The organism is Geminocystis sp. M7585_C2015_104 (genome assembly GCA_015295805.1).
Taxonomy (GTDB): Bacteria; Cyanobacteriota; Cyanobacteriia; order Cyanobacteriales; family Cyanobacteriaceae; genus DVEF01.
In genome coordinates, this window is the sequence record DVEF01000041.1 from 77,524 (window position 1) to 91,194 (window position 13,671).

The following is a 13,671-nucleotide window of genomic DNA, read 5'->3' on the forward strand; positions in this document are numbered from 1 at the left end:
CTACAAAGGCTATGTCCTCACCATATAATATTTCATATTCAAAGTCTTGGCCATACTTGTCAGTGCGCCGCAAAATTAGAGGCAACAAGTTGCTGCCGTGTTGTTTCAAACTCTTCTCTAAAATTGCCCTTCTTTCTCCAGTTATATCCACTCTATCCGGTATGGCAATATGACAGGTGAATACTTCCCCGTAATTTATAGGTTTAATGGCCAATATTTCTCTGATTCTTGCTTCCCTTTCATCCATAATTATCCCCTAATACCTTGTGAAATTTTCCGGACATGTTTAGCTAAAGCCAAATATCCTCCCATGGCCGACTCTAAGGAAGACTCTTCGCCCGCCGTAGGTTTATATTCAAAAATAGGACATCCCTTTTCGGCAGAAAGAGACACCACATTTAGTCGGGGAATCCATGTGTCCTCTGGAAACAATAAGTTATTTGGCTCTCTGAATTCAGACTTTTTTAGCACATCTAGTACTCTATTTTTCATGTTTGTATTAAAAACGGTGGAACGTTGGTCATACATGCTAACGGCAACCCCTAAAAAAACTAAATCATCCCCCCTATAACTTTGTACTTCCTTGATTCTGTTAATAACATATTCAATAGCCCTAATGGGGTAGGGGGAAAGCTGGGTGGGAATCAAAACCCCATCAGCTGCCATGAGGGCAATACTGTTGACTTTGCCGAAGGAGGGCGGGGCATCTATGAAAATAAAATCGTAGTCGTGGTTATTCCCTATTTTTTTCTGTAGCACTCTATCAATATCAAATGTTCTGATTAAGTCGGGCTCCTTGTCACTAAGACGGATATGAGAAGGCACTAAGTCTAAACTGGTATTATGCCACTTCTTATGAATAATCACCTGGGAGAGGGTGACTTTGGGATTGAGCAGTAAATCGACAATATCCTTGTATCCCTTTTCCTCCACGTCTTCCAGAGGATCTAGGCCCAAACCCATAGTAAGATTGGCTTGGGCATCAATGTCAATAAGTAACACCCTGTAGCCAAGTTGACTCAAGGCTGCCCCCAAATTGATGGTGAGAGTGGTTTTCCCCACACCACCCTTGTGGTTAAATACCGTAATAATCATGGACTTCCTCCCATTCTCATTTTCTTTGACGAGAGAAGCTGGTTCTTGTAGTAATAACGAAACATCCCGCCCTATAATCCTAGATATTGCCCCCACCAGCTGGCCAACTGTTAGTTTTCCCTGGGAAAGAGCATTTATAACCTTTATAGCACTCCTTTTCCAGAGAAGCGTTTTGAATTGATGAAGGCAATCCCGTTGCAACAGTTGCGTCTGAGAACATTCTAAGATGGGGACAACATTGCCAGAATAGTTGAAAAAAATTTGGAAATCATAGCCGTTGGTGAGTAGGCCAAAAAGTGCCCCACTGGTTTTCAGGTATTGCTGTAACTGCCAAGAGAAGCTGCTGATTTTCTCACTGGTGGCCTTCACCTCTATAATCAAATAGGGGGGATGGACACTGAAGGCACTTCTGGGATGTACATAAAAATCTGTACGTGTTTGTCCGACCCTAAACTGTTTTTGCCAGTCCCGTTCATTGTACCCCAAAATTTCCCGCAACAGGGGTATTACTAGATTTTCCTCCACCTCCCACTCCCTGCTTTTTCGCCGGAGGCTACGGAAACATCTTTCTAAAATTTCTCTGTCTTTTGACCTGGAGCTGGACACAATAACATTATTGTATTATTTTATACAGCCGCGTCTTATCTTTTCCGATTATTTTTTGTCAATCCCTTGTTAAAAATCTTAACTTATTGTTATAATTGTTAACATAGAGGACTCATAGAGGAAATAAAAGCAATCATGAATAGGAATAGTTACGTAACCGAAGACAAGGGCCGTTTGAATAACTACGCCATCGAACCGAGGATGTATGTAGATTCCACCCAGCAGTTTGGTTTTAACAAGTATGCCGAATTGTTGAATGGCCGTTTAGCGATGATTGGGTTTGTCTCCCTGATTGGCTTTGAGTTAATCACCAAACAGGGGTTAATCAGCTGGTTTGCCCATTTATAAGGTGTAGATTTTTTCCATGGCCCTCCTTATTCCCCTCCGGGGGAGTATTTTTTTGTCTCCCAACGAGAGAGGATAAGGGCGTTGGCGGCATTACCAATGACATTGATGACGGTTTTAAACCCATCTGTAAGACGGTCAACTCCGGCTACAATAGCAATTCCCTCTACTGGTAAACCTGCCGCCGACAATACAGTAGCCATAGTGATTAGTGCCGAACCCGGTACTCCCGGGGTACTAAAGGATACAAAAAAGCTACTGACGGCAATAGAAGTGAGGAGGGGGAAGGTGATGGGGATATGATAGATTTGGGCGATGAAGAGGGCATTGAAGCCCTGTAAAATAGCAGAGCCATCTCGTTTTAAGGCAGTGCCCAGGGGAATGGCAAAAGAGGCTATTTCTTGGGGTATTCCGTATTTTTTTTGTATGTTGTCCATCAAGACAGGCAAAACAGCATTGGAGCTGGCGGTACTAAAGGCTAGAATAAGAGACTGTGTCATGGCGTGTAATAGTTTGAGGGGTTTTTCTCCCATTGCCAGTAGGATCAGTATATACACCCCCACCATCAGAAGACTGGCCAAAAGTAGCCCAAAAACATAAAGCAGCAGTTGGAAGAGGATGTCAATGCCCTGGGTAGCAATCACCGAGGCGATTAGGGCAAAAACTCCAACGGGGGCGTAATACAGGATCAAAAAGAGAGCCCTTTCGCTGAGGGCATACAGACTATCCATTAGGTCTACAAAGGGACGAGACTTTTCTCCAGCCAGGGGGATAGCAATGGCAAACACTGCCGCGGAGAATATGACTTGTAAAAGATTCCCCTCCGTCAATGCCGCCAGAGGATTAGTGGGGATAATCTTGAGTAGCCAGTCGATGATAGAAGGTTGAGAGGAGGTGATTGCCTGGGGATGGGGTAAATCTAAATCCGTTATCCCCTTACCCGGTTGTAACACCAAAGCGGTTACTATACCAATAGTCAGGGCAATGATGGTGGTGACGGCATAACTTATTAACAGTTTGAGGGTATAACGCGCCAGCTGGGAGGCATTTTGGACTTTAGAGAAGCCTACAATCAAGGAAGAGAAAACCAGGGGCACTACCAAGAATTGGATCAAACGCAGAAAGGAATCCCCTGCCGGTTGAAGGAAGTATTTCTCTATCCCGGGGATTTGACTGGGAAAGTAGCTGTTTAGAATATATCCTACTACAATGCCGAGACCCAGAGCAGCCAGAATGAGTGTCGATAGGGGCATAAATGGCCATGAAGGGGTTTTATTGGTTCAGTTTAAGATCATAACTAATCATTCATTAGCCGCTACTGGAACATCGAATAAGACATTAGTCATATATTTTTCGGCCCATTCCGCACCAAAGGCTTTTTCCAAGACACGACGGGTTTTATCATTTTGTTGTTGTTGGAGACAATAATTTTTTTGCCCCTCCAGATATATAAGTCTTTCCGAGGAGGAGACAGGGGTAGACTTAATGGCAATTCGACAGTGGATTGTCAGAAAATCTTGAACTCGATGGAGGAATGATTCTTCTTCTTCTGGACAACTGGGGCGGACAAACAGACAATAGGGGGAGAAAATATCACCCCAGGGGGGCAATTGTCTGACATCCCTAAATTGGAGAGGTGTCAACTGGGATAATTCTCGTTGATATTCAATGGGGAGGCTTTTATCGGGGGTTGTGGGAGACAAATCCACTATTGCCGCACTAATCCCCGCCTTCCCTGCCACTATATCACAACCAAACATGGGAAGGGGATAATCAGCCCGGGGAAACATCACACAGTGGAGAATATCCAGACTCTTGCCCACTTTGGCCAATTCCAGGTGCATTTTACGGAATTGGGGGGTATGGTAACAGCGATTTTGGATGGTTAACTTTTCCCCTTCTAATTTTCCTTCCACATAACCCAGTCCCTCTGGCAACTCATAGGGAGACAGAGACAGATATTCCTTCCAGGTTTTGACAATGATATTAGCCAGTTGCCCTATGAGGGGATGTAGTTGGTTGTTAAAATCAGAAGCAGAACTAGTCATAGAATTTTTTTATAATCAAATCAGTGTGAGTTTCGCTATGATTGGGTCTCACCTGAGAACAAATACTAGCACTTAGTGTACCATTGAATTATGTTTAATTTCGGCTGGAGGCAGTAGGGGTTTATAATCATAAGCCTAGGGGAGAGCTTAAAAAAGTTTAAAAAAGTTTAAATTTGTTTGTGTTTTTACCTGTCTAAACCCGTTTAAGGGCAATAGCCACCAGGATAGCAATACCGAAGGCGAAACGATACCAGACAAAAATCCAGGTGCTTTGCCTTTGGAGGTAACGGATTAACCAAGCAATAGAAAGATAGGAAAATATGGCAGAGGAGAGAAGGGCAACCGATAGGGGGAAAATCTGATGGGTGGGGAAACTCGTACTAAAAACCTCCTTCAATTCCACCACTCCGGCCAAGGTGATGGCGGGGATGCCCAGGAGGAAGGAAAAACGGGCGGCAGTGCTTCTTTGTAGATTCAGAAATAGTGCAGCCGTAATTGTGGCTCCAGAGCGAGAGACACCGGGGATTAAAGCAAGAGTTTGCGCCAAGCCGATTAGAATCCCATCCCACACCGATAAACTTTCCCAAGTGCGTTTAGGGCGGGCGAATTTTTCTGCCAAAGCCAAAAGACTAGCCATCAGGAGGGAGGCAAGGGCAATGGTAGTCATGCTGCGGAATACAGAATTGTCTAAGTCCTTTACAAACAACTTCAGCAGCAAGCCCCCTATTATAATAGGGACGGTCCCCACCACAATCCCCACACCCATTTTAAACTCCAGGGACCCGTAATCTCTTCGTCTTACAGAACTTATAACACCTTCTACTACTCCAGTTAAATCTTCCCAAAAATACCAAAGGACGGCTACGATACTACCTAGTTGGATAATAGCACTAAAGGTGACACCAGGGTCACCCCAGCCTAACGCTACCGGAATAACCTTCAGATGGGCAGTGCTGCTAATAGGTATGAATTCTGTCAACCCCTGCACCATTCCCAGGGAGAAAGCCTGAAATACGTTCATATTATCTTTGACTGCCCCCTCGCCAACTCCAGTAGCAGCTTTGGAGAAGACAAGGGGTTGCCAAAACAGGGCCAACAGGAAGCCACCGGCAATGCCAGAAAGGAGTGTGTAACCTACAGAAACACGAAAAAACCTAAACATGACTTGGTTATGAGGAGGCAGCAATGACATTATATGCCAAACCCTATCATATGCCTAGACAGAAAATAATCAACAGCCGGACAAAATCAAGACTGAGACAAAGCAGACTGTAAGGTCAGTGCTACCCTTTCACAAATGCCTTCAATCCACCTTTCATCTTGTTTGGTGTAACTGCGGGGGATATTGGTAGCCACGATAAAAACCCCTTCCTTTGTCAGGGGAAGACATATTAAACCCTGGATGTTAGGGGGAAGATAGTCAAACTCAATTTTCCCTGGGTAGTGTTTCAAGTCTACCAGATAAACTGGCTTTTGGCTTTCCATCACCCGTTTGAGGATACTCCCCTCCTTGACGGTTTCTGCCTTTCCCAGAATCCCCCGTCTTAGAAGAGTCCTCCCCCGATAGTATACTACCACGGACTTGGTAACAGTATTGCTGAGGATAAGATGACTGGCCCACGCCAAATCAGTTTTTACTGCCCCTGGCAAATCCGGTGCTAAGAAAAACCCCTCCTCTCCTTCCAAGACAACACTTTCGGGGGGAGTCGGGTTGATTTGACGCAGCAAAATCGCGGTAACCAGCAAAGCCGCAGACAGTATAATCCCTAACGCATCTGAGCGCGCCTGAGAGTCAGATACATAGGGAGTAGTCAGACGATTGAGCAAAAGGGCGACTCCCCCCACTACTCCCGCCACTAGGGGAAAATTTCCAACCCACTGATTATCTTTTTTTCCTGCCATAGCCCATAGCCAACAAGCCGTTTCCCCTTAGTGACAGGGGTGGTCCGAGCTCTTATAAAACATTATAATACAGCCTATTTCTCCTTATTTTTCTTCTCCCCCGGTTCTGTAATACGTTGGAAGAGATAACCGGTGCCCCTTGCGGTGAGGATCAATTCCGGGTTACTAGGATCATCCTCCAGTTTTGCCCGCAGACGGGATATATGCACATCCACTACCCGCGTATCCACATGTCTTTCTGGAGTATAACCCCATACCTCTTGTAGTATTTCAGCCCGGGAGAAAGGCTCACCAGAGCGACTTACCAGCAACTCCAGGAGGCTAAACTCCATGCCGGTAAGGCGGATACGTTGATCTCCTTTATAAACCTGTCTTTTGTTAGTGTCAATTTTAATAGAATTAATACAGATAACACCAGAACTAGGGATGCCAGCATTGTTAGACTTGTCCACCCGCCGCAAAACCGAACGAATCCGAGCCTCTAATTCCTTGGGGGAGAAGGGCTTAACCACATAGTCGTCGGCACCCAGTTCCAGGCCTGTAATACGATCAGCTACATCCCCCAAGGCGGTCAGCATGATTATGGGAATGTCAGACTCCTTCCGCAACTCCTGACATACCCCATAACCATCCAGTTTGGGCATCATCACATCCAGCACCACCAAATCCGGTTGGGTTTTGCGGAAAACCTCTAACGCCTCCTCTCCGTCGGCAGCAGTTACCACGTCATAACCAATCATGGAAAGACGGGTTTCTAGAATCCGACGGATGCTAGCCTCGTCATCTACTACTAAGATTTTCTCCTTGCGGTTTTCCAACTTCCTACACCTCTTGTAAATCTACTACACTCCTTTCAGGATCTAGTGTATAAGAAAATAAGCCTATTTGAAAACAAAGGGGTTTCTAAGAGGCAGTAATAAAAATTAAAAGTCCAGTCCGAGAAAATAGTGTTAGCCTAGAGGTAGAAGCCTCAGGGTATGTCAAAACCATGTCCGCATCAGATGCCGTCTCCAGAAGCAGCAGTAGAGACTTGGAGCAGGAGGCGTTGAGACGTTTTCGGCTTCTTGCCCCCATTATACCTCCCAGCTGTAAAGTTTATCGGGAAACCTGGAATAACAACACTGCTGTCTGTCTGGACTTCCAACACTGTCCCCTAGAATTAGAGAGGGTAAAGGAAAATACCCCCATCCTAATGACAGCCCTAGAAACACTGGGATTGGGCAAGTCTATTATCTTCCGCGAAGGCAATCATATAAGAGGCTGGCGTAATCTTCTCAAATTTTCCCCTTAGGTCCTAATCTTGTAGCTTAAATATCACACTTGTTACAGCCCCCAAAGGGGGTGTTGGGGTATAATATTATACCTGCTCTTAGTCATATTCCTTGTCACCCCTATGCTTCCAGTAGTAGCTGTAATCGGCAGGCCCAATGTGGGAAAGTCTGCCCTTGTTAATCGTCTCTGTGGGGAAAGGGAGTCCATCGTTTTCGATGAGCCTGGCATTACTAGAGATCGTACCTATAGACGTGCCTTTTGGCAAGATCGAGAATTCCAAGTAGTAGACACCGGTGGACTCGTATTTGACGATGATACCGAATTTTTACCCCTAATTCGAGAACAAGCCTTCTTGGCACTAAGGGAAGCAAGTGTGGCAATTTTTGTGGTAGATGGACAAATGGGGCTTACCCCCGGTGACATGGAAATCGCCGACTGGTTGCGTCATCAGCCCGTTCCTGTAGTTGTTGCTGTAAACAAATGTGAGTCAGAGAGACAGGGAGCCCTCCAGGCGGCAGAATTCTGGAATTTGGGCCTGGGTGAACCAATACCTATCTCTGCTATCCATGGTAACGGCACTGGGGAACTTTTAGACGCTGTAGTCAAGTATCTCCCCCCCGTAGATGAGTTACCAGAGGTAGAAGAAACCAAGGTGGCTATTATAGGACGTCCCAATGTCGGTAAGTCCAGTCTGTTAAATGCCCTAACCGGTGAGAAAAGGGCCATTGTCAGCCCCATTCCTGGCACCACCAGAGACGCTATTGACACCCTAGTAGAGAGAAACGGCAAGGTGTACCGTATAATCGACACCGCCGGCATCCGTCGCAAGAAAAACGTAGAATATGGCGCAGAGTTTTTTGGCATCAACCGCGCCTTCAAAGCCATCCGTCGCGCTGATGTGGTACTGCTGGTTATCGATGTGTTAGAAGGTGTTACAGACCAGGATCAGAAACTGGCCGGTAGAATCATTGACGAGGGGAAAGCCTGTGTCATCGTAGTCAACAAGTGGGATGCCGTGCCCAATAAGGACTCTTATACCATATATCAGTATGACCAGGCCATTGCCACCCGTCTCTACTTCATGGATTGGGCCCATCGCATTTTCGTCTCCGCCCTCACCGGCAAACGCGTCGAGAAAATTTTGGACTTGGTAGACGCCGCCGCCGAAGGGCATAAACAACGGGCTAGCACCTCTGTAATTAATGATGTTATTCAAGAAGCAGTCCGATGGCGTACACCCCCCACTAATCGACAAGGCAAGCAGGGTAAAATCTACTATGGCACCCAGGTGGCTACCCAACCCCCCACTATTGCCCTATTTGTAAACGACCCTGACCGTTTTGATGAGAATTACCGTCGCTATCTTGAGGGCCAATTCCGTGAAAATCTTGGTTTCCATGGCACTCCTATTCGATTAATTTGGCGTGGTAAAAGTCAAAGAGAAGGCGAAAAAATGAGCAAAAATAGGGCTACTAAGGTCTAGTCCCTCTCTTGTATTTCCTCCTTCCACTCCTCTTTTTCTACCCCCACCTTCGCCAATATTTTCAAAGGCTTATGTTTCTCCACCGTTGCCAATTGTTCTTCATTTTTTACTAACAAATTCCCGGCAAATCCCAAAGAGTTAACGGATATTGACTTAAATTTCTCCTTTCTCCTTGGCACTAACATCATCCAATCCTGAGTCACTAACAAATTGTAGTCTTTTCTCGGCACCTTGCCTCTTACTTCTATTGACAAATCCTCCAACATGCTGCGATAATATTCATAACTAATCCTTCCCATTACCCCCGGCGAATTGTTGAGCTCTTCTTGGGGAAAAAAGGCAATTTTATGTACAAAACTTAGTTCATCAATGGTAAATAAACCCCGTTTTCCTTGGTAAGATAGCACCAGCCTGTCAATGGGTATGTTGCTTAAATTTTCATCAGAAAATTCCGGTATGAACTGCAGGTGTTTATGAGGTTGAGACGCCCCGGACAGTCTGCCACCGTTATAAAACCCTAACCCTCTAACCTCCCCTAAAATTGTCCAGAGGGCCACAAAATCCGACTCTGTCAATAATTCCCACTGAGATTCAAACTCCCTAGTTACAATCAAAACATGATGATTCACCACATTAAACTTGTTTAATATAGCCACATGTCTTTCCCCCACATCCCCCACATATAAATTCTTATCATAGGGCAAAAAGGGATTGAAATTGGGATTTTTCTTCTCCTCCTCCTTTTGTTTTTTCTTAGCCTCCTCCTTTTTGGCCAAATTATCTACCACCCTCACCACAAAAGCAATGCCATTTTCTTCTATAATTCTCCGGTTACATGGAATGGAATTGATAGCCTTTAACTCCACTGCCCTCCGGGTGGCGTCTGTTATTTTTTGCCACCAATTTTTATGATTATCAACCATCTTTATTATCCCAATATTCTTCGGCACTAATCTAGTATATAACAAGGCAGAATCTCGTGATAAAGTCGGCAAACCTCCCGAAATAACTCAAAATAAACAATACCCAATATTCTCCCTACTATCAGGTGTTAGAGAAGGAAAATTCAATCACACCCAGAATGAATCAAATAGTTGCAGTCAATACAGGTTAGCTAAAATAAAATAGAGTCTGAGGTGAATGTCCATTCATTTCATTATGAAGTCTTCCCCCTCACCCCCCCGTAAAGCCAACAGTCTCCTTGTTTTTTTTACTTTCTTCTCCCTGGGGATTGTAGTCTCTGGTGTTACTTATTATTTTGGACGTAAATTTATAATGGGAGAGCAATTAACCCCTCTCTCCAGTGCTAAACTAGTGCCTGAATCAGCCTATACTACCGTCTTTATTTCCACCTCATCCAGGGGGTGGCAAAAATTATCCCAATTCGGCAATGCCTCTGTTTCCCTTAGCACTGTCTTCACTAACGCCATTGATAACCTACTCAAAGACAGTCTCGGAAACCCACAAAATAACCTAGATTTAAGAAAAGATATTCTCCCTTGGCTGGGGGGAGTCTCCCTTGCCGTTTTCCCCTCTCCTAATACAAAAGATAATATCGACATTGCCGTAATTGGTGGTATCAAAAACAAGTTGCGCGCCTATCTTTTCTTCCGCAACTACCAGAAACAAATGCCCGAAAAACCCCCCTGCAATAGGTATGATAAAATCGACATATGCCGTCTAAAACTAAGAGAGGGGAGAGATGTCTATGTGGCAACTTTTGACAACTATCTTGTCTTGGGAGATGAACAAAAAACTGTAGAATCAGTTATATCAGCCTATCAAAACGGCAATAATCTCGCCAAAAAATATTCAGATAAATCTCCCCAAGACTATAGTCAATCACTGGTTCACGTCTACTTTCCCCAATATGGCAGTACTTTGGTTGATACTCTTCAAAAACTTCAACCAAACCAACAGCAACTTGATACATCTCTTCAGGATATTCTACTCAGAATTAAGACAGTAGCTGCCGATTTAAAAGTCGAAAATCATGGCATAAAGGCCACATTAACTGTTCAACATGATAGAGGAATTTACAATGACTTCTACCCCAAACCAGTCTCGCCAGATGTGTTAGCTAACATACCTAATTCTGCTATACTCGTTATAACTGGGGGAAACTTAAAAAACTCATGGGACTTTTTCCAGAAAAAAAGGGAAACCATCCCCGACTTAGATGAGTTGCTTGTCCAACTAGAATTGTTAGCTAATCAGGAGTACAATCTGGATTTAAACAAAGACATTTTTAGTTGGCTGGATGGAGAATTTGCCCTGGCAATAGCTTATGACAACAGTAAAAATTCTCTCCTAGACAATTTGCAGGGATTGTTGTTAATAAAAACCTCCAATAAACCACAAGCAGAGAATACCCTTGCTCTCCTAGAGGAGAGGGCAAAACTTAATCCCTTTATCCTCCTGGAAAACCGAAAAGAAAAAAATCTCAATATAACCGATTGGAATTTGTCTAAAAGGACTATTCTTTCCCACACCTGGTTGGATAATAACAGTTTGCTATTCTCCCTTGGCAGAGGGTTAGATTCCTCAAACATTCCCTCCAGAAATAATAATTCTATTATGCAGGATTCTAACTTTAAGATAACAACACAATCCCTCACCAAGAATAACTACGGTTACTTTTATCTAGACTTGGAAAAAACTCGTCATTTGCTTTCCAAAATCAACCCTCATATACTCGAAAATTTACCGGGAGATGCACCAGTTTTATTAGAATCCGTTAGAGCAATTGCAGCCACTAGTACTTCAAATAATGACACAACTAAGCTAGAATTTAACCTATCCCTAGTGAGAAGAGGCTCCAGAAAAGTACAGCAAGGCGATTCTTCTCTGCCCAGTGAGAAATTGCAACCATAGTGTCTACTATGAACACCTTAAATTCAATCCCTGAAGAAGTTGTTGAAAGGGTAAAAAATCTGAGGAAAAAAATTCAAGAGGCCAGTTACGCATATTATGTCTTAGACAAGCCAATAATGGAGGATGCAGTATACGACCAATTATACCGGGAATTACAGGAACTGGAAACACAATATCCCTCCTTAATAACCTCTGATAGCCCTACTCAAAGGGTGGGAGAGAAGCCTAGTAGTCAATTTACTCCCATCCCCCACAGAATCCCCATGTATAGCCTAGAAAATGCCTTTAATTTCCAACAGTTAAAACAGTGGGAAACCCGCTGGCAAAGACAGTTAGACACCATACCGGAATTCGAGTACGTATGTGAGTTGAAAATTGACGGTGTGGCTGTAGCCCTCACCTACGAAAATGGAGTTTTGGTAAGAGGATTAACCAGAGGAGACGGAATAACAGGAGAGGATATAACTGCCAACATAAAAACAATTAAAACCATCCCCCTGCGACTCCACACCGAATCCCCACCACCGGTTTTAGAAGTAAGAGGAGAAGTATTTTTACCCCTAGAAGAATTTGAAAGAATTAACCAAGAAAAAAAAGAAAAGGGTGAATCTCCCTTCGCCAACCCTCGCAATGCTGCCGCCGGCACAATTCGGCAACTCGACCCAAAAATAGTAAGCCAAAGGAGACTAAAATTTTTTGCCTATGCCGCCCACATTTTACCGGAAGAAAATAATATACTAGCTACCCAATCAGAGACTTTAGAATACCTCAAACAGATAGGATTCCTAGTAAATGAAAATTACCAAGTTTGCCCCAATTTGGAGGCAGTAAAATCCTATCTAGAATCCTGGGAAAAAAGACGTAATGAACTTCCCTACACCACCGACGGAGTGGTAATAAAAATTAACTCATTAAACCTACAAAAACAACTGGGTTTTACCCAAAAATTCCCCCGTGGCGCCATTGCCTATAAGTTTCCGGCAGAAGAGGCTGTAACCAAAATAAAAGATATTGTCCTAAGTGTGGGACGCACTGGCGTAGTCACCCCCATAGCCATCATGGAACCGGTTTTCCTGGCAGGCACCACTGTCCAAAAAGCCACTTTACATAATGCCCAACATGTGCAAGAATTAGATGTTAGAATGGGGGATACTGTTGTCATTCGCAAGGCTGGGGAAATAATACCAGAAGTAGTAAGGGTAATCAAAGAATTACGCCCTAGCCACACCCAACCCTTCTTAACACCAGAAAAATGTCCGGAATGTAACTCTCCCCTCCACCGAGAAAGCGACGCCATAACCCGTTGCCTCAACAATTCTTGTCCAGCAATCCTCAGAGGGAGTCTGATACATTGGGCCAGTAGGGATGCCATGGACATAACCGGATTGGGGGAGAAGACTGTTGTTGCCTTGATGGAAACTGGGTTAGTAAAGTCTATTCCCGATTTGTACTATCTTACCCCCGCAAAATTATTGCCTCTGGACAAAATGGGCAAGAAATCCGCAGATAACCTTATTCGGGCAATTAATAACAGTAAAAAGCAACCTTTTCCTAGGGTATTATACGGTTTAGGAATTCGTCATATAGGGGCAGTAAATGCCAAAATTATAGCCGAAACCTTTAAGGATATTGACAGTTTAATGAAGGCATCCACTGAAGATTTAATGGCCATTGACGGCATCGGCGAAGAGATAGCCTCCTCCCTGGTGTCTTGGTTTAGAATAGAACAAAACAGACGGCTAATCGACGAACTGAAAAATATTGGCCTTAGACTTCAACTGGAGGAAAAAGTGGAGGCAAAAGAGCAAAAATTGGCGGGGAAAGTGTTCGTCATCACCGGCACTCTCCCGAGCATGACGAGGGAAGAAGCCAGGACTATTATAGAAAAACACGGGGGCAAAGTCAATAGCAGTATTAGCAGTAAGGTAGATTTTTTAGTAGTAGGAGAAAAACCAGGTTCAAAGTTGGAAAAAGCGAAAAAAATGGGAATAAAAATCATAAACGAGGAGGAGTTGTTGTGGTTGATAGGGGGATGAAAAACCCCAG

General features: G+C 44.1%; 12 protein-coding genes. 5 read left to right on the forward strand and 7 right to left on the reverse strand.

The genetic code is table 11. The annotated features are described in order from the left end of the window. Nucleotides 1-249 precede the first annotated feature (249 nt). The gene (locus IGQ44_04975) at nt 250-1,701 is read right to left on the reverse strand and encodes an AAA family ATPase (GenBank protein ID HIK37326.1); all 1,452 of its coding nucleotides are present in this window, start codon (nt 1,699-1,701) and stop codon (nt 250-252) included. Between the two features lie 135 nt (nt 1,702-1,836). Between IGQ44_04975 and IGQ44_04980 the strand changes: the two genes are divergently transcribed. Continuing rightward, a complete protein-coding gene (locus IGQ44_04980) occupies nt 1,837-2,049 on the forward strand; it encodes a high light inducible protein (protein ID HIK37327.1) in 213 nt (70 codons plus the stop codon). Nucleotides 2,050-2,075: 26 nt separating this feature from the next. Here the strand turns inward: IGQ44_04980 and IGQ44_04985 are convergent, their stop codons facing one another. The 5 genes from IGQ44_04985 to IGQ44_05005 all read right to left on the reverse strand — a co-directional run bounded on the left by IGQ44_04985 (nt 2,076) and on the right by IGQ44_05005 (nt 6,814). Further along, nucleotides 2,076-3,299, reverse strand: a complete 1,224-nt coding sequence (locus IGQ44_04985; protein HIK37328.1) for a dicarboxylate/amino acid:cation symporter — start codon at nt 3,297-3,299, stop codon at nt 2,076-2,078. Between the two features lie 48 nt (nt 3,300-3,347). After that, on the reverse strand, nt 3,348-4,094 hold the full coding sequence (locus IGQ44_04990) for a phycocyanobilin:ferredoxin oxidoreductase (protein HIK37329.1): 747 nt from the start codon (nt 4,092-4,094) through the stop codon (nt 3,348-3,350). A gap of 193 nt (nt 4,095-4,287) precedes the next feature. Next, entirely contained in the window at nt 4,288-5,256 is a 969-nt protein-coding gene (locus IGQ44_04995; GenBank protein ID HIK37330.1) for an undecaprenyl-diphosphate phosphatase, read from the reverse strand. An 86-nt stretch (nt 5,257-5,342) separates the two neighbouring features. Further along, a complete protein-coding gene (locus IGQ44_05000) occupies nt 5,343-5,996 on the reverse strand; it encodes a cofactor assembly of complex C subunit B (GenBank protein HIK37331.1) in 654 nt (217 codons plus the stop codon). Between the two features lie 74 nt (nt 5,997-6,070). Then, complete coding sequence (locus IGQ44_05005; GenBank protein ID HIK37332.1) at nt 6,071-6,814, reverse strand: response regulator transcription factor; 744 nt, start codon at nt 6,812-6,814, stop codon at nt 6,071-6,073. Between the two features lie 170 nt (nt 6,815-6,984). Between IGQ44_05005 and IGQ44_05010 the strand changes: the two genes are divergently transcribed. Both IGQ44_05010 and der read left to right on the forward strand, forming a co-directional pair. Beyond that, nucleotides 6,985-7,287 carry a hypothetical protein gene (locus tag IGQ44_05010; protein ID HIK37333.1) on the forward strand — a complete coding sequence of 101 codons (303 nt, stop codon included), beginning with the start codon at nt 6,985-6,987 and terminating at the stop codon, nt 7,285-7,287. A gap of 102 nt (nt 7,288-7,389) precedes the next feature. Next, nucleotides 7,390-8,751 carry a ribosome biogenesis GTPase Der gene (gene der, locus IGQ44_05015; GenBank protein HIK37334.1) on the forward strand — a complete coding sequence of 454 codons (1,362 nt, stop codon included), beginning with the start codon at nt 7,390-7,392 and terminating at the stop codon, nt 8,749-8,751. Here the strand turns inward: der and IGQ44_05020 are convergent. Next, complete coding sequence (locus tag IGQ44_05020) at nt 8,748-9,674, reverse strand: phosphorylase (GenBank protein ID HIK37335.1); 927 nt, start codon at nt 9,672-9,674, stop codon at nt 8,748-8,750. The genes der and IGQ44_05020 overlap by 4 nt on opposite strands. A gap of 217 nt (nt 9,675-9,891) precedes the next feature. Between IGQ44_05020 and IGQ44_05025 the strand changes: the two genes are divergently transcribed. Together IGQ44_05025 and ligA are read left to right on the forward strand one after the other, a co-directional pair. After that, on the forward strand, nt 9,892-11,625 hold the full coding sequence (locus tag IGQ44_05025; GenBank protein ID HIK37336.1) for a DUF3352 domain-containing protein: 1,734 nt from the start codon (nt 9,892-9,894) through the stop codon (nt 11,623-11,625). Between the two features lie 8 nt (nt 11,626-11,633). Further along, on the forward strand, nt 11,634-13,661 hold the full coding sequence (gene ligA / locus IGQ44_05030) for an NAD-dependent DNA ligase LigA (GenBank protein HIK37337.1): 2,028 nt from the start codon (nt 11,634-11,636) through the stop codon (nt 13,659-13,661). Nucleotides 13,662-13,671 lie beyond the last annotated feature (10 nt).